This is a genomic window from Rhizobium sp. PP-CC-3G-465, assembly GCF_004343445.1.
Taxonomy (GTDB): domain Bacteria; phylum Pseudomonadota; class Alphaproteobacteria; order Rhizobiales; family Rhizobiaceae; genus Ferranicluibacter; species Ferranicluibacter rubi.
This window is the reverse complement of the sequence record NZ_SLYH01000001.1, coordinates 2,574,179-2,590,667: the sequence shown is the minus strand read 5'-3', so window position 1 is coordinate 2,590,667 and position 16,489 is coordinate 2,574,179. Positions and strand designations below refer to the sequence as shown.

Below are 16,489 nucleotides of genomic sequence, written 5' to 3'. Positions count from 1 at the left end.
AGCGAGCGCTTGTCTTACCCCGCCAGCAGCGAGGAACCGTATGACTTTATAGTCTCAGGTTTTTAAGACATCACTAAGCCGGGTAGACAAATCTGGGGGTTCTACTTTTCCGACAGTGTAGAAAGGCAACGCGACGGAGAAAGTAGCAAAGGCGAGCAACACTCTTGAAGGTTGTTTTGCATCTGCGAGAAGCCTTTAACTTGCTAGAGGTCAAAGAAAGAGGCCAGAGATTGTCAGGGCTTACCTAAAGGCACCGGCTTCCGCGACGCTCTAGGCCGGCGACATTTCCGGTCTGCCTTCCACCGCAACACGTTCGGCAAGGCTGCCGAGCGCGGGAAGTGCTCGATGACGCCACTCAGAGAGGCGCGTTCTGCAAGGGCGGTCGCACAGATGGGCGGATGCGGGGGTAGCCGAACTCGGGGTCGCGTGCGGACAATGCCTTGTGCAGATGCACCATCAGCCCAGCCGCAAAGAGCGGGGTCAAAAGGTTGACGATGGGGACCGCCAGAAACGCGGCAAGCAGCAGACCGGCCATGAAGATCGTTGCGCGATGCTTGGAGCGGAAAGCCCGGGCCTCTTCCGGCGACCGGAACCGCATGGCGGCGAATTCGAAGAATTCCCGGCCGAGCAGGTAACCGTTGACGAGGAAGAAGGCGACGAGGTTGATGCCAGGCACCAGCAGCAGGAACAGTGCGATCAGGTTGCCGACAAGCACGATGCCGAGGAACTTCAGCGTGCCGCGGATCGCCTCGCCCAGGGGCAATGCGCGTCCGGCCGGCTCGTCCGGATAATCCCGCTTCTCGATGATCTCGGCGACGTCGTCGAGGAAAAGCCCGGCGATCAGCGCCGTGACGGGTGCCAGCAGCAGGGCAAGGCCGAGCGCAAGCCCGATACTGGCGAGGATGATGAGGATGAAGGTGAACCACCCCGCCCATTCCGGCGTGCCCGGCAGCATCTCGGTGACGAGAGGGGCGACGAAGTAGACGAAGCTTTCGCGCAAGGCCAGCCAGAGCAGCACGAGCGCAAGGATCGTCAGGCCGAGCGTCTTCCAGAACGCAGCGCGCGTCTCCGGCGCGAAGAGGTTGGCAAACGACAGGCGGGCGGCGTGAAAGATCATCCGGCGGCTCCAGGGCATGTGCGTGTTGCAGTGCGAAAGATCATGTAGAGCGCCTGCCCGATCCTCGCAAGAAGGCGCTGGCAAAGCGACGCGATCGCCCGTTTCCGCAGTGCAGAAATCGCCGGGGCCGATTTTGGTTTGTGCGAGAATGCAGTAGGAGAGAACGGCAACCTCGCCGGAGCGCATCATGAACGATATCAGGACGGACCTTTCCGTCGCCAGCCTCGCCGTCCTTCTCCAGAACGGCGCTCTCGACCCGGTCGATTTAGTGGAAACGGTGCTTGCCAAAATCAAGGCCGCCGACCCGGCGATCTTCACGGAGGTTCTGGAAAAGCGTGCCTTGCAGGAAGCGGCGGCTGCCGGTGCGCGCCTGAAGGCCGGCCGGTCGCTTGGTCTTCTCGATGGCATTCCCGTTGCCTGGAAGGACCTATTCAACAGCCGAGGTGCGGTGACGCGGGCAGGCTCGGTCGTTCTCGATGAGGGCCCGGCGGAAAAAGACGCGACCGTCGTCGCAGCGCTCGCAGCCGCCGGCATGGTGGCGGTCGGCCGGACGAATATGAGTGAGTTCGCGTTTTCCGGCCTCGGTATCAATCCGCATTACGGTACGCCGGCCAATGCAGCCTCCACCGATGTGCCGCGCATTCCCGGCGGCTCCTCGTCCGGCTCGGCCGTGGCGGTGGCCGCCGGTCTCGTGCCGGTCGCGATCGGCACAGACACGGGCGGCTCCATCCGCATCCCCGCAGCCCTGAACGGCATCGTCGGCTACAAGGCGACGCGCGGTCGTTATGCCATGGATGGCGTCTTTCCCCTGGCCACGAGCCTCGATTCGCTCGGCCCCCTCTGCCGGACGGTGCAGGATGCCGTCTGGGTGGATGCCGCGATGCGAAACGTCGGCATCCCCGAGGCCGGTCGTGGAGAGATCGAGGGGCTGACGCTCGTCGTGCCGCAGACCGTGATGTTCGATGGGGCAGAACCTGCCGTCGTCGCGGCTTTCGAGGCGGCGCTTTCGCGCCTTGCCAATGCCGGTGCCCGTATCGAGCGCTGCGCGGTGCCGCTCTTTGCCGAGGTCTTCGAGCTGTTCGCCCGCCATGGCGCGCTCGTGACCGCCGAGGCCTTCGCGCTCCATCGCGAGCGGCTCGCGGGTCCGGATGCGACACGGATGGACCCGCGCGTCGTGGTCCGCACGCGGATGGGCGAGAAGATCGCCATGGCCGACTATATCGCACTGGCCGCCGCCCGCAGCAGGATGATCGCCGCCTTTTCCGCCATGCTCGGCCCGCGCGAACTGCTGGCCCATCCGACGCTCCCCCATGTCGCGCCACCGATCGCGCCGCTTCTGACCGATGACGCGCTGTTCGTGGACACCAATTTCCGCACGCTGCGCAACACGCTGGTCGGCAATTTTCTCGACGGCTGCGGCATCTCCATTCCCTGCGGCACGGGCGACGCCGTCATGCCGGTCGGCTTTCTTCTCTCGGCGCCGCAGGGCGAGGATCGCCGGCTGCTATCGGCCGCGCTGGCTGCCGAACATATCATCCGGGGTGAGGCATGATCGTCTGTTTCGATATCGGCGGCTCCGCCATCAAGGGTGCCGTCGCCACCTCGCCTGAGGATATCCGCCCGCTGACACGCCGGCCGACGCCGCTCAACGACTTCGATGCCTTCGTCGCGACGCTGGAGGCCGCCTTCGAGGAGGCCGGCATCCGGCCCGAGCGGATCGCCCTGTCGATTGCCGGCGTGGTCGATCCCGACACGCAAGCCATTACCGTTGCCAACATTCCCTGCCTGCACCAACGCCCGCTCGCCCGCGATCTCGGCGACCGCCTGCAGATGCCGGTGCTGATCGCCAATGATGCGGACTGCTTTGCGCTGGCCGAAGCCGGTCTCGGTGCCGGACGCGGACACCGCATCGTCTTCGGCGTCATCCTCGGCACGGGTGTCGGCGGCGGTCTCGTTGCCAACGGGCGACTGATCAACGGCGATGGCGGCTTTGCCGGAGAGTGGGGGCATGGTCCCGCTGTGGCTGCCACGGCTGGAAACCCGCCGGTTGCCATTCCCGCCTTTCCCTGTGGTTGTGGCCAGAGCGGTTGCGTCGACACCATCGGTGCCGCTCGCGGCATGGAGCGCCTTCACCAGCTGCTGCACGCGGAAGCACTGCCGAGCCACGAGATCACCGCGCGCTGGCAGGCGGGCGATGCCGGTGCCGCCCGCACCATCGAGGTTCTGGTCGATCTCGTATCATCGCCTCTGGCGCTCGCCATCAACATCACCGGCGCCACCATCGTGCCCGTCGGTGGCGGCCTGTCGGGCGTCACGCCGCTGATTGCGGCCATAGATCATGCGGTCCGCAGCCGCATTCTGCGCAAATTCGATCGGCCGCTGGTCGTGCCGGGGGAATGCCGCATCGAGCCCGGCCTGATCGGTGCCGCCCTTCTGGCCCTCACGGGAGATGACCAATGAGCCCTGTCCTGCTGGAAGTCTGCGTCGATGATGCAGCCGGCCTCCTGGCCGCGGTCGAGGGAGGCGCCGATCGGATCGAGCTTTGCTCGGCTCTGTCGCTCGGCGGCCTGACGCCGACCGCGGGTCTCATGCAGCTTGCCGGCCGCATGTCCGTGCCGGTCTATGCGATGATCCGCCCACGGGCCGGAGATTTCGTCTTCGAGGAGACCGAGATCGCCATGATGGAAGCGGAGATCGATGCCGCGCGGCAGGCCGGTCTCGCCGGCGTCGTGCTCGGCGCAAGCCTCTCCGATCGCAGCCTCGATGCGGCGTGCCTTGCCCGTCTCGTGCATCGCACAGGTGACATGGGTCGGACGCTCCACCGCGCCTTCGACCTCGTGCCGGATCAGGCGGCAGCGCTCGAAACCGCTATCAATCTCGGCTTCGAGCGGATCTTGACCTCGGGCGGTCAGAAGACGGCCGCTCAAGGTATCGCTGCCATCACGGAGCTCGTGCGCAGGGCTGGCGGACGCCTCTCGATCATGCCGGGTTCCGGCGTCACGCTGGCGACCGTAGGGCCGCTGCTCGCCACCGGCGTCTCGGAGGTTCACGCGTCCTGCTCGGCCTCGGTTCCCACCGCCGATAACCGTCTCGTCGAGCTGGGTTTTGCGCCGGAGACGGCACGACGCAGCGACGCCGGTATCGTCAGGGCGCTGAAGGCAGCGCTCTGATCGAGATCGGCGGTCGCGCCTGCTTTCAGGCCGAAAACACGGCATGGCCGCCGATATAGGTCGCGACCATGTCGAGATCTTCCGTCAGAAGGACGAAATCCGCATCCAGCCCCGGCAGCAGCCGGCCCTTGGTGGCCGACAGGCCGATGGCGTCGGCCGGATAGGCGGATGCCATCCGGATCGCTTCGCCGAGCGGCAGGTCGAGCGTCTGGTGGACGAAGCGCACGGACGACAGCATGTCGATATCGGCACCGGCGAGCGTTCCGTCGGCGAGCGTCAGCCGACCGTCGCGGCGGAAGATCTCGCGCCCGTTGAGGAGAAACCCCGTCTGGTCCGAGCCGATGGTCGACATGGCGTCGGTGACGAGGAAGATCCGGCCGGGTCCGACTTTTGCGCGCAGCGCGATGTTCATGGACACCGGATCCACGTGAAACCCGTCGGCGATGATGCCGGCGTGCAGCGTGCCGAGATCGAGGGCCGCGCCGACGCAGCCGGGCTCGCGATGCCCGAGCGGGCTCATGGCGTTGAAAAGATGGGTGACGGTGCGGGCGCCGGCCAGCGCATAGGTCGCCACGGTCTCGTAGTCGGCCGCGGTATGGCCGAGGCTGACGGTGATGCCGGCCTTGCTCATGGCGGCCACCTGCTCCAGTGTCGCATTCTCCGGCGCGACCGTAACCATCACCGCATCGAACAGAGAGGCGCAGGCGAGGATCACGTCGAGATCGTCGGCCTCCATCGGCCGGATCAGATCGGGATCATGGACGCCCTTGCGCGCCACCGACAGATGCGGGCCTTCCAGATGCAGGCCGATGAAGCCGGGAATGCCCTCTGCCCGCGCTTCCCGCGCCGCGGTGATCGCGAGGGTGCGGACATCCGGCGTGTCGGTGATCAGCGTCGGCAGGAGGGCGGTCGTGCCGAAGCGCGCATGTGCCTCACAAATCGTGCGGATCGCGTCTGCACTCGGCGCATCGTTGAGAAGCGCGCCGCCGCCGCCATTGACCTGCAGGTCGATGAAACCGGGCACGAGCAGATGTCCGTCGGCAGACACCGTCTCGATCCCTTCAGGCAGAGCCTCCAGCGCGACGATGCCGGTGACGACGCCGCTGCCGACCAGAAGCGCCTGTCCGGCGTGCCAGTCCTGCCCGTCGAAGATCCGGGCACCGATGACGGCGAAAGCCGTGTCGTCGCGCTGTGCGTTCATCGCGTTTCCGTCACTTTCTTCAGCGCTGCCGGCTGATCCGGGTTGAAGCCCTTGGCGCGCGACCATGCCTCCACGAAGCCGTAGAAGGGCAGGATCAGGCAGAGCGCGTCGGTCAGCGGATGGCCGGTCGCGACAAAGGGCAGGGGTGCTGCGCGTCCATGGGCGTCGGCCGTCAGGAACGCGCGGGCGCCCTTGCCTGCGAGGTCGTCGAGAATGCCGGTGACGGACGCTTCGGCCGCATCGCGCGCGGCAAGGCCGAGAACGGGAAAGCGCTTTTCGACCAGCGCCACCGGCCCGTGCAGCACCTCCGCTGCGGAATAGGCCTCGGCGTGCAGGCCGGATGTCTCCTTGAACTTCAGCGCCGCTTCGCTGGCAATGGCAAGCGCCGGGCCGCGACCGAGCACGTAGAGCGAGTCGGATGTTCCGATGCCGTCGAACAATGCGCTCCAGTCGAGCGTCACGGCGCGGGCGAGATGCATGGGCAGGTCGCGCACCGCGCGTTCGAGCGCCGCATCCTGCGTCCAGGCCGCCAGCACCGCAAGTCCGGCGATGATCGAGTTCACGTAGGATTTCGTCGCGGCAACGGCGATTTCCGGGCCGGCCATGATGTGCACCGGATGCGTGCTTGCCTCGGCGATCGGCGACGGCAGCGTGTTGGTCAGCGCGATGGTCACAGCGCCAGCCCTGGTCGCGGCCTCCGCCATGGCAACGATATCCGGGCTCTTGCCGGACTGCGAGATGGCGATGGAGCCAGCCCCCGCCAGCGCCATCTTCGCGCCGTAGATCGAGGCGAGCGACGGCCCGAGCGAGGCGACAGGGCGACCTGTCGTCAGCTCGATCGCATATTTGAGGAACAAAGCCGCGTGGTCGGAGGAGCCACGGGCGATGGTCACGAGAAAGGCGGGGTCGTGCGCCGCAAGCGCGGCCCCTGCGGCATCGAGCGCTGTGCGAGAACCTTCGAGAAGCCGGGCGGCAGCTTCTGGGATCTCGTTGATCTCGCGGCGCATATGGGTCTGTTCGGTCGTCATGTCGTGCGTGTCCTTCAAGGCCGTCTCTTGCGTGTCGGGCCGTCTTCAGGTGTCGGAAAGGCTGAGTTCAGCCACGAAATCATAGGCATCGCCGCGATAGAGCGAGCGGGTGAACTCCACCACGCGGCCGGATGCGAGATAGGAGATGCGCTCTATCGACAGGCTCGCCGCTCCACTGCGGACGCCCAGCATGGTGGCGTCCGTATCCTTCAGTTCGCAGGCCGAGATCCGCTGTACCGCGCGCACAGGGCGGGCGCGTGTCTTGTCGAGTTCTGCGTAGAGCGACGTCGTGACCCGCATCGGATCCGGCAGGAATTCGGCCGAGATGCTGGCCCGCTCGATGGCCAGCGGCATGTCGTCGGCGATCCGCAGGCGACCGAGGCGGGCAACGAGCGCGTCGGCCGGCAGGCCGAGCGTCATCATCTCGTCCGGCGAGGCGGCAAAGAGGCCCCGCTCGATCCACTGGGCCCGCGTGGTCAGCCCGCGGCGCGCCATGTCCTCGGTAAAGGAGGTGAGGCGGGAGAGGGATTGCTGCACGCGCGCCAGCGGCTTCACGACGAAGGTGCCCGAGCCGTGACGGCGCACGAGAAGCCCGTCGCGCACGAGGTCGTCCACCGCCTTGCGTACGGTCACCCGGCTGATATTGGCATATTCGGCAAGGTCGCGCTCGGGCGGCAGCGCATCGCCATGGTTGAGCCGGCCCGACTGGATCGCCTCTTCCAGCGACTGGCGCAGCTTGAGGTACAAGGGCCCGGCCCCCGCACCCTGCAGGCCTTCGAGCGGCAGCAGATGCGCCAGATGATCGCTCATTGCGCCGCCTCCATTTGTGCCGGAGACGGATCGGATGCAAAGCGCTGGACCGCGAGCGCAACGGCTCCGGTGAGCGCATCGGCCGTCGGTTCCAAAATCTCGATGCCCGGCCGCTCAGTGAGCCACGGCCTGTAGAGCGGCGCGAGGCCGCCGACGAGGCAGAGGGTCCGCACACCGCGGGCGACGATGGCGTCGAGCGTCTGGTCGATGTGTCGTCCGGCCGTGCGGACGAGTTCGACCGCGACCGGATCGCCGACGGCTGCGGCCGAAAAGACGCTCGGTGCGTAGCGGCCATAATCGGCGGGATGCGCGGTATGGGCAAAGGCGATGATGGCCGCGGGCGCGTGGCCGAACTCTGCGAGCACCGTCTCGGTCAGCGGAGAGGCAGGGCGAATGCCGTCATGGGCAAGCAGCGCCTCCTGAAGAAGGCCTTGCCCAAGTCTGGCACCGCTGCCAAGATCACCCACCTTGAAGCCGTGACCGCCGAGCATGGAGACCGTGCCCTGTTGCCGAATGCTGTAGACGGTGCCCGTCCCGAGGCTTGCCACCGCGCCATCGCGGTCGCCCAGCGCGCCCTGAAGCGCGATCAGCACGTCGGATACGATCTCGGCCTTTGCAAAGGGCAGGCGTGCGGCAATGAAGGAGACGGCATCCGCCACATTGTTGCCGGCGAGACCGAGAACGGCGGTGGCCGAGGAGAGCCCGGACACGGGAAGGCCCGCCTCTTGAAAAGCAGCCTCCGTCGCCAGCCGGATATGGACGAGCGCGGTTTCCGGATCGGTCAGGATGTTGGCAGCGCCGCTGATGCCACGGCCGAGAATACGGCCGTCCACACCGGCCACCGCCGCCCGGCACCGCGTACCCCCACCATCGATTCCAACACGAAAATGATCCATGGATAACCTCCGGCGTGATAATACCAAAAAAGGACCATTTACCAAGGTGAAAATCAACAAAATTTAGAAACTTGATTTTACGATGAAATTACAGGACCGTAAGCCCAGGCCGTCTCCGTATTTGTGGTGGTCCTCACGACGCCGTCTTGATTTTATCCGTTCTATTGGTATTCATTTGGACTTATTCTCAAGGAGGTTCGCTTGGCGGACATGACGGAAGAGCGCCATGCAGAGGCACAGGACATCGACGTCAGGGATGCGGTCTCGGTCCTGAAGCTTCTGGCGGAAAGCCAACAGGCGGCGGCGCGGGCGGTCGATGATGCGCTGGAGCCACTGGCGGCTGCGGCCGGTCTTGCCACGCAGGCGCTGCAAAGCGGTGGCCGGCTGATCTATGCCGGCGCCGGCAGTTCGGGGCTGATGGCCATGGTCGATGCGCTCGAACTGCCCGGCACCTATGGTTTGGCGCCCCATGCGGTTGTCTTTCTTCTCGCAGGCGGCGCGGCGAGCCTTGCCGACCTCGCGGGCGGCTACGAGGACGATCACGATCTCGGTGTCCGCGATGTGGAGCAGGCAGGCGTCGGAGCCGGGGATTGTCTGGTCATCGTCTCCGCCAGCGGTTCCACACCTTATGCGCTCGGCTGCGCGGCTGCGGCGCGGGCCGCCGGCGCCAGCGTGGTGGCGATCGCGAACAATCCCGGCGCGCGGCTGTTCGAGGCGGCCGATGTCGCCGTTCTCCTGGAAACCCCGCCCGAGGTCATCTCCGGATCGACCCGCATGGGCGCGGGAACGGCGCAGAAGATCGCGCTCAATATGCTCTCCACCATGGTCGGCATCGGGCTCGGCCATGTCCATGACGGGCACATGGTCAATCTGCGGCCCGACAACAGGAAGCTGCGCCAGCGCGCCGCCGGCATGGTTGCCGATATCGCCGGAATCGACCGGGCCACGGCGGAGCGGCATCTCGAAGCGGCTGACGGCTCAGTCAAGATCGCCGTTCTCCTGGCATCCGGCGTCCGCCGCGATGTCGCGCAGCAGCGGCTGGATGCGGCAGGGCAGAGCCTGCGGCGTGCCCTTGCCCTTGGCGACGGACGGGGCTAGCGTCCGAGCGTCCCGGAAGATCGTCGGGGCCTTTCTCGATCCGTCTTTTTTGAAGGTTTTCAACCGTGACCCTCGCCAGTCTCCTTGCCTATGCCGCCGCCCTGTTCGTCGCTGCCGCTATTCCCGGTCCGGGAATGACCGCCATCGTCGCGCGCGCCCTCGGCTCCGGTTTTCGCGATACGTTCCTGATGGGTCTCGGCCTCGTGCTGGGAGATCTCGTCTACCTCACGGGTGTGGTCCTTGGGCTCGCCTATGTGGCGCAAACCTTCACCACGGCCTTTCTCGTCATCAAGATCCTCGGCGCGCTCTATCTCGGCTTCATCGCCTGGAAGCTCTGGACATCGGGCCTGATGGCGCAGGACGTGGAGGAGAACAAGGTTCGCACCTCGCCCGGTCTTGCGTTTCTCTCAGGGCTTCTGGTCACGCTTGGCAATCCGAAGACGATGCTGTTCTACGTCGCGCTCGTGCCCACGCTGATCGATCTCGGTGCCATCGGCCCGCGCGATTACGTGTTTCTGGTGCTGACCACATTCACAGTCCTGCTCTCGGTGCTCATCCCCTACATCATGCTCGCATCGCGGGCGCGCCAGTTCCTGCGCCGGCCGAAGGCACTGAGAGTCCTCAACCGTGCGGCGGCGAGCATGCTGGGCGCAACGGCCGCCTATATCGCGCTCCGCAGCGCATGATCCTTCTCCGAAAGGCGCGTTTCGCGCAGATCTTTGCTCTCGGAAACAGGAACGGCTGAAAGGCGGTTCTCGTGGGGATGGCCGCTGCATTGTAAAGTCCGCTGGCCTTCTGCAGCGAAGGACCGAGAAAAACAGGATTTGCGGAGACACGCATGGCAGGTGAGCATAGGCCCGGGCGCGGGCGCATCTACGGTTCGATCACCGAGACCATCGGCGATACACCCATCGTCCGCCTCGACAGGCTGGCGAAAGCTCATGGCGTCGAGGCGCACCTCCTGGCCAAGCTCGAATTCTTCAACCCGATCAGCTCGGTGAAGGACCGCATCGGCGTCGCGATGGTCGAGGCGCTGGAGGCGGCGGGCCGGATCTCGCCCGAGCGCAGCACGCTGATCGAGCCGACATCCGGCAATACCGGCATCGCGCTCGCCTTCGTCGCCGCCGCCAAGGGCTATCGGCTGATCCTGACGATGCCGGAGACCATGTCCGTCGAGCGGCGCAAGATGCTGACGCTTCTGGGGGCGGAACTGGTGCTGACCGAGGGTGGCCAGGGCATGCGCGGGGCCATCGCCCGGGCGCGCGAGCTTCTGGAGACCATCCCCGGCGCCGTCATGCCGCAGCAGTTCGAAAACGCCGCCAACCCGGACATTCACCGCCGCACGACGGCCGAGGAGATCTGGAACGATACGGAAGGCGCCATCGACATTCTGGTTGCCGGCATCGGCACGGGTGGAACCATCACCGGTGCGGGGCAGGTGCTGAAGGAGAGAAAGCCGACGCTGCGGATCGTTGCGGTCGAGCCGGAGGAGTCGCCGGTGCTCTCGGGCGGTGCGCCCGGCTCCCACAAGATCCAGGGCATCGGCGCGGGGTTCGCCCCCGCCATCCTCGATACCGGCATCTACGACGAGGTCGTCACGGTCTCTTCTAGCAAGGCCGTGGAACGCTCGCGGGAGGTCGCGCGGATAGAGGGCGTGCCGGTCGGTATCTCCTCGGGTGCCGCCCTCGAAGCCGCCATTCAGGTCGGCCAGCGTCCTGAAAATGCCGGCAAGAGCATCGTCGTCATCATCCCCTCTTTCGCCGAGCGATATCTCTCGACCGTGCTCTTCGAAGGCCTCGGCTAACAGCGGGCGGCGATCCGCTCCAGCCAGAGCCTCTGATAGGTCTCGATCCCGGCCGGCGTGCCGAGCGGCGTCACGACCGCGGCGTCTTCGGATGCCTTCGGAGCCGCGCCGCCGGCCAGCAACGCGGCACCAAGGCTCGTTCCGGTCGAGCCCTCCAGCGCAAGCACGCTCCGGCCGGAAAAGGCGGACAGTGCCGAGAGATAAAGCCCGTTCTTCGCAAACGGTCCTTCGACCAATATGGGGCCCCCGGCGTTCAGGAGCCGGAGGCTCTCCCGCGTCATCAGCGCGAGATAGAGGCAGATCGCCGCATGACGCTCGGCGCCTGAAGCACCGTCTGCCGAAACCCACGCGGCCGTCATGCCGGGGAAGGGCCCACAGCCGGGGACGACCGATGGTAGGAGCATCATGCCGCGCGCGATGACGGCTTGGATGAGCGCTGCATCGCTGGCCTCGGCCTGCGCAGGCTCCAGACCGGATGTCAGCATCTCATATTCCCGCCCGCCCATGAAGCGGGCGGACGGCACCGCGCGGCCATAGGCATCGACATTGGCGAGGGTGTCGCGGGCGGGATCGAGCCGTCCGAGATCGCCGCCGACGCCGAAGGAGACGACCCAGGTGCCGGTGGAGACCACCGAAAACGGAGATTCGCGCCCGATCAGATGCGGCAAAAGCGAGGCGTTGCTGTCGTGGATGCCGCAATGGACCGGGATCTCCTGGTCTGCCTCCAGCCCGATCTCTGTGACCAGCGGCGCAAGCAGCGGCCCCAGCGCCTCGAACGCAGAGTGCACCGGCGCCATCAGCCCGGAAAGATCAAGCGCTTCGACCAGCGTCGAAAACCGCCCGAGCGCCGGATTCCAGAGATCCGTATGGCAGCCGAGCGATGTTACCTCCGTCGCAAAGCGTGCCGTCAGGCGGCCGGACCAGTATTGCGCATAGGTAACGATGGTGCGCACCCGGGCGAATTCGTCGGGAAACGTGGTCGTTTGATAATGAAGCTGGGCGCCGAGGTTGAGCCCCATCGACAGCCTCGGGGAAAAGGTCTCGGCGAAGTCCGGGCGGATGCGATCGTAGTCGGCCCGGATCTCTGGCGAGAAGTCGTGCTCATAGTCGAGCACCGGCAGCGCCAGCTCCCCCTGCGCATCGAGAAGGGCCGCCGCCGCCCCATGGGTGGTCACCGAAATCGCATCGAACCCCGGCGTTTCCGCCACGGCCTTGAGCGAGGCGATCAAAAAGGCCCAAAGCGCATCCGTGTCGTAATGCGGATAAGGGCCCTCGCTCACCACGCGATTGGTCATCCGGTGGGAGACGAGTTCCCGGCCGCTGGCGGTGTCGTAGACCACGAGCTTCGCATTGGTCTTGCCGACGTCGAAGACGGCGACTTTGCCAGCGCCTTGCGTCATGGCTGCGCCGGCAGATGGAACACGGAGATGAGATCGCGCGAGACCGGGGCGTTGTCGGGATGGGTCTCCATGATATCGGCCATATGCGCCCACCAGCGCTTCATCACGGGATGCTCCGGCAGGGCGGCCATGCCGTGGTCGCGCGGGCGGGAAAGCACGCCGAACAGCGTCAGCGTCTCCGGATCGAGGAAGATCGAATAGTCGCGGATGCCGGCCTGCACCAGCAGCGCGCTGAGCTCCGGCCAGATTTCGTCGTGACGACGGCGATACTCCGCCTCCTGTCCGGCATGCAGCTTCATGACGAAGGCGTGGCGTTCGAGCGTACTATCGGGGGTCATCAGGACCTCGCCTTGATGCGGCGCGCCAGGATCGGCAGCGCGATGGTGATGATGAGGAGCAGGCCGATGAAGATCGACATGACGATGCCGGGCACGTTGAGAAGCCCGAGCCCGAAGGTGACGAGGCCCATGACGAAGGCCGCGATGACGACGCCGCCGATCGTGCCGGAGCCGCCGAGAATGGAGACGCCGCCGAGCACCACCATGGTCACGACCTCCAGCTCCCAGCCTTGCGCAATTGAGGGCCGCGTCGAGCCGAGGCGCGAGGTGAGGCAGACGGCGGCGATGCCGCTCATCAGGCCCGTCAGCAGAAACAGGATGAACTTGATCCGCTCGACCGGGATGCCGGAGAAGCGCGCGGCAAACTCGTTATTGCCGATCACCTGAACCTGCCGCCCGAAATTCGTCGCATGCAGCAACAGGGCAAAGAGCGCGGCCAGCACGAGAAACAGCACGAATTCGAACGAGAACACCCAGACCACATAGCCCTGCCCGAAGAAGGCGAAGTCGGCGGGATAGCCGCCATAGGCCTTGTCGCCGAGCACGATATAGGAGAGGCCGCGAAACAGGCTCATCGTGCCGATGGTGACGACGATGGACGGCAGTTTCATGCCCGAGACGAGCACACCGTTGACGGTGCCGCAGGCTAGCCCGACGCAGAGGCCGATGCCCACCAGCCCGGCCGCACCCACGCCCGCCTGGGCTGCCGCGCCCATGGCGGTGGAAGCCAGCGCGATAATGGCAGCGACCGACAGGTCGATCTCGCCGGCGATCACCAGCAGCGCCATGGCAAAGGCGATCATCGCCTTTTCGGTGAAGTTGAACGTCGCGTCGGAGAGGTTCCAGGCGTCGAGGAAATAGGGTGAGGCCAGCGAATTGAACACGAAGATGGCAACCGCGACACCGAGCAGCAAAACTTCCCAGCTGGCGAGCAGCCGGCGAAGCGGCGTGCCGAGCCGGTCGGGAATGGCGCGGCGCGTGGGCTGCGACGGCTCGGGCTGGGGAGATGTCGAGGGGATCGCGCTCATGCCAGGGCCTCCTTGCCGATCTTGTCCGTTTTATCAGCGCCGCCGTCTTCGGCAGCCCGGTTGCGCAGGATGATCCGGCCCCGATTGCGCTCGCGCCGCGCATTGAAGACGACCGCGAGAATGATCACCGAGCCGGAGATCGCCATCTGCGTGAAGGGCGAGATGCCGATGACGGGCAGCGCGTTCTTGATGACGCCGAGAAACAGCGCACCCAGCACGGTGCCGATGACGGTGCCGACCCCGCCGGCAATCGAGATGCCGCCGATGACGCAGGCCGCGACGCTGTCGAGTTCGAAGCCGATGGCGATATCGACATAGGCCACCGCATAGCGCGACACCCAGAGATAGCCGCTGAGACCGGCAAGCGCGCCGGACAGCGTGAAGGCGAGAAAGCGCGTATAGCCGACATCGATCCCGGCATAGACGGCGGCAACGGGATTGCCGCCCGCCGCATAGGCCGAGCGGCCGAAGGGCGTGTAGCGTGCCATGAGATACACGAGCACGACGACGAGCACCGCGACCCAGGAGAGAACCGGGAGCCCGGCGATGCCAAGCCGGGGCACGTTGAGGAACTCCGGCGTCATCTGGTGCGCGTTGACCCAGGCGCCGCCCGAGAGAACGAAGGCCATGCCGCGATAGATGGTCAGCGTGCCCAGCGTCACCACGATCGGCGGCATTTCCAGCCGCCAGACGAGAAACCCATTGATGGCGCCCAGCGCTGCCCCGATGCCGATGGCAAGCAGGATCAGGAGGACGAGCGGCAGGCCCGGAACGGCCGCGTTCAGCATCGCCACCGCCATGCCGCTGAAGGCGAGGTTGGCGGCGACCGAAAGGTCGATCGACTTCGTCAGGATGACGGTCATCTGCGCCAGCGCCAGGATGATCAGGATCGCCGTATCGTTGAAGATGACGGCGAGGTTGCGAGGGTTCCCGAAGCCGGGCGCCCGTGTCGAGAACGCGACGACCATCAGGGCGATGATAAGGAAGAGCAGGGTTTCGCGCTTTTTCAGGAAGGTCATGGGCTACTCCTCACGCGTTGCCGGTGGCGGCGCGCACCAGCATTTCCGGCGTCAGCCCGGCGCGCGGGTGGATGCCCGCCGACAGGCCTTCCTTCATCACCATGACCCGATCCGACATGCCGAGAATCTCCGGCAGCTCCGACGAGATCATCACGATCGACAGGCCCTCGGCGGCAAGCTCGCTGATGAAGGCGTGGACGGCAGCCTTGGAGCCGATGTCGATCCCCTTGGTGGGCTCGTCGAGAAGGATCACCTTCGGCTGCGTCGCGAGCCATTTGCCGATGACCACCTTCTGCTGGTTGCCGCCCGACAGCGTGCCGACGGGCACGGAAAGGGCGGCGGCGCGCAGGTCCAGCCGCTCGGCATATTTGCGGGCCAGCGCGAACTCGTCGGCAAGCCGCAGGAAACCCGCGCGCGACGTCCGCCCGAGCGATGGCAGCGTCATGTTCTGGAAGATCGGCATGGGCAACGCCAGCCCATGGCGCCCGCGCTCCTCCGGCACATAGACGATGCCGGCGCGGATCGCATCGCGCGGCGAGTGGATCGTCACCGGCCGGCCCTCGATCTGCACGGTGCCGCTTGCCGGCACCGTGATGCCGAACAGCGACTGGCAAAGCTCGGAGCGCCCGGCGCCGATCAGGCCGTAGATGCCGAGGATCTCGCCACGGCGGAGCGTGAAGGAGATATCGTGGAATTCGGTCGCGTGGCTGTAGCCGGAAACCTCGAGCACCGGCGCACCCGGCGTCACCGCGATCTTCGGGAAGGCGTCGGCCACCGTGCGTCCAACCATCAGGCGGACGATATCGTCCTGCGGGGTGGCCGCCAGCGCGCCGTGCCCAACGGCCTTGCCGTCGCGGAAGACCACGTAGTTCTCGGCGATCTCGTAGACCTCGTCGAACTTGTGGCTGATGAAGAGGATGGCTTTGCCCTGGCGCTTGAGGTCGCGCACGATGCGGAAGAGATCGTCGATCTCCTTGCGGGACAGCGCCGCCGTCGGCTCGTCCATGATGACGATGCGTGCCTCGATGGAGAGCGCTCGCGAGATGGCGACCAGATGGCGCTGCGCGATCGACAGGTCCTTCAGACGGATGGTCGGATCGATTGTGCTTTCGAGCGAGCGCAAAAGATCGCCGGCGCGCCGGTTCATGGTCGTCCAGTCGATGGTGCGAAGGCGCGTGCGCGGCGCATGGCCGAGGAAGATGTTTTCGGCGACCGTCAGCTCGTCGAAGAGCACGGTTTCCTGGTGGATGGCGGTCACGCCGGCATCGATGGCCGCCTGTGCATCGGCAAAGACGATCGGCGAACCGTCGATCCGGATCTCGCCCTCGCTCGGGCGGTAGATGCCGGTGAGGATCTTCACGAGCGTCGATTTGCCGGCACCGTTCTCGCCGATCAGCGCGGTCACCGTCCCCGGATAGAGCGCGATATCGACGCCGTCGAGCGCCTTGACGCCCGGAAAGATCTGCGAAATGCCGCGCATTTCCAGAATGGCGGGCGCGGGCGTACGATCCTCGGCGACGGGGTGTTGAAGGGCCATCATGTCCATGTCCGGTCGGAAAGAGAGGACCGGCGGCGCGGGT

General features: G+C 66.0%; 16 protein-coding genes. 6 read left to right on the top strand and 10 right to left on the bottom strand.

The window, feature by feature from the left end:
* Positions 1–355 precede the first annotated feature (355 nt).
* A complete protein-coding gene (locus tag C8J33_RS12310) occupies positions 356–1,117 on the bottom strand; it encodes a sulfate transporter family protein (protein WP_132664550.1) in 762 nt (253 codons plus the stop codon).
* Positions 1,118–1,304: 187 nt separating this feature from the next.
* Between C8J33_RS12310 and C8J33_RS12305 the strand changes: the two genes are divergently transcribed.
* From C8J33_RS12305 to C8J33_RS12295, 3 genes are read left to right on the top strand one after another with little or no spacing between them, the layout of a single operon-like run.
* A complete protein-coding gene (locus tag C8J33_RS12305) occupies positions 1,305–2,669 on the top strand; it encodes an amidase (RefSeq protein ID WP_132664380.1) in 1,365 nt (454 codons plus the stop codon).
* Positions 2,666–3,577, top strand: a complete 912-nt coding sequence (locus tag C8J33_RS12300; protein WP_132664379.1) for an ROK family protein — start codon at positions 2,666–2,668, stop codon at positions 3,575–3,577. Before C8J33_RS12305 ends, C8J33_RS12300 begins: the two co-directional genes overlap by 4 nt.
* Positions 3,574–4,287 carry a copper homeostasis protein CutC gene (locus tag C8J33_RS12295; protein WP_132664378.1) on the top strand — a complete coding sequence of 238 codons (714 nt, stop codon included), beginning with the start codon at positions 3,574–3,576 and terminating at the stop codon, positions 4,285–4,287. The genes C8J33_RS12300 and C8J33_RS12295 overlap by 4 nt, the downstream gene beginning before the upstream one ends.
* A 25-nt stretch (positions 4,288–4,312) precedes the next feature.
* Here C8J33_RS12295 and nagA read toward each other — a convergent pair whose 3' ends face one another.
* Genes nagA through C8J33_RS12275 form a run of 4 tightly spaced genes read right to left on the bottom strand, consistent with a single transcriptional unit; the run spans position 4,313 to position 8,222 of the window.
* Complete coding sequence (gene nagA, locus C8J33_RS12290) at positions 4,313–5,488, bottom strand: N-acetylglucosamine-6-phosphate deacetylase (protein WP_132664377.1); 1,176 nt, start codon at positions 5,486–5,488, stop codon at positions 4,313–4,315.
* The gene (locus C8J33_RS12285; RefSeq protein ID WP_132664376.1) at positions 5,485–6,516 is read right to left on the bottom strand and encodes an SIS domain-containing protein; all 1,032 of its coding nucleotides are present in this window, start codon (positions 6,514–6,516) and stop codon (positions 5,485–5,487) included. Before C8J33_RS12285 ends, nagA begins: the two co-directional genes overlap by 4 nt.
* Positions 6,517–6,561: 45 nt before the next feature.
* Positions 6,562–7,326, bottom strand: a complete 765-nt coding sequence (locus tag C8J33_RS12280; RefSeq protein ID WP_110733262.1) for a GntR family transcriptional regulator — start codon at positions 7,324–7,326, stop codon at positions 6,562–6,564.
* Positions 7,323–8,222 (bottom strand): BadF/BadG/BcrA/BcrD ATPase family protein, encoded by a 900-nt coding sequence (locus C8J33_RS12275; protein ID WP_132664375.1) that lies wholly within the window; start codon positions 8,220–8,222, stop codon positions 7,323–7,325. The genes C8J33_RS12280 and C8J33_RS12275 overlap by 4 nt, the downstream gene beginning before the upstream one ends.
* A gap of 210 nt (positions 8,223–8,432) precedes the next feature.
* Between C8J33_RS12275 and C8J33_RS12270 the strand changes: the two genes are divergently transcribed.
* From C8J33_RS12270 to cysK, 3 genes are all read left to right on the top strand, one after another.
* The gene (locus tag C8J33_RS12270) at positions 8,433–9,320 is read left to right on the top strand and encodes an N-acetylmuramic acid 6-phosphate etherase (protein WP_132664549.1); all 888 of its coding nucleotides are present in this window, start codon (positions 8,433–8,435) and stop codon (positions 9,318–9,320) included.
* Between the two features lie 65 nt (positions 9,321–9,385).
* Positions 9,386–10,006 (top strand): LysE family translocator, encoded by a 621-nt coding sequence (locus tag C8J33_RS12265; RefSeq protein ID WP_132445304.1) that lies wholly within the window; start codon positions 9,386–9,388, stop codon positions 10,004–10,006.
* A gap of 152 nt (positions 10,007–10,158) precedes the next feature.
* Positions 10,159–11,124 carry a cysteine synthase A gene (gene cysK, locus C8J33_RS12260; RefSeq protein WP_132664374.1) on the top strand — a complete coding sequence of 322 codons (966 nt, stop codon included), beginning with the start codon at positions 10,159–10,161 and terminating at the stop codon, positions 11,122–11,124.
* On the opposite strand, the gene C8J33_RS12255 is transcribed toward cysK, so the two are convergent.
* Genes C8J33_RS12255 through C8J33_RS12235 form a run of 5 tightly spaced genes read right to left on the bottom strand, consistent with a single transcriptional unit; the run spans position 11,121 to position 16,449 of the window.
* Positions 11,121–12,524 carry an FGGY-family carbohydrate kinase gene (locus tag C8J33_RS12255; RefSeq protein ID WP_132664373.1) on the bottom strand — a complete coding sequence of 468 codons (1,404 nt, stop codon included), beginning with the start codon at positions 12,522–12,524 and terminating at the stop codon, positions 11,121–11,123. The two genes, cysK and C8J33_RS12255, sit on opposite strands and share 4 nt — an antisense overlap.
* A complete protein-coding gene (gene rhaM / locus C8J33_RS12250; protein ID WP_110800574.1) occupies positions 12,521–12,862 on the bottom strand; it encodes an L-rhamnose mutarotase in 342 nt (113 codons plus the stop codon). The genes C8J33_RS12255 and rhaM overlap by 4 nt, the downstream gene beginning before the upstream one ends.
* Positions 12,862–13,890: an ABC transporter permease gene (locus tag C8J33_RS12245; RefSeq protein WP_110800573.1), complete on the bottom strand. Its 1,029-nt coding sequence runs from the start codon at positions 13,888–13,890 to the stop codon at positions 12,862–12,864. Before C8J33_RS12245 ends, rhaM begins: the two co-directional genes overlap by 1 nt.
* A complete protein-coding gene (locus tag C8J33_RS12240) occupies positions 13,887–14,909 on the bottom strand; it encodes an ABC transporter permease (RefSeq protein ID WP_110800572.1) in 1,023 nt (340 codons plus the stop codon). The genes C8J33_RS12245 and C8J33_RS12240 overlap by 4 nt, the downstream gene beginning before the upstream one ends.
* Positions 14,910–14,919: 10 nt before the next feature.
* A complete protein-coding gene (locus C8J33_RS12235; protein ID WP_245507118.1) occupies positions 14,920–16,449 on the bottom strand; it encodes a sugar ABC transporter ATP-binding protein in 1,530 nt (509 codons plus the stop codon).
* Positions 16,450–16,489 lie beyond the last annotated feature (40 nt).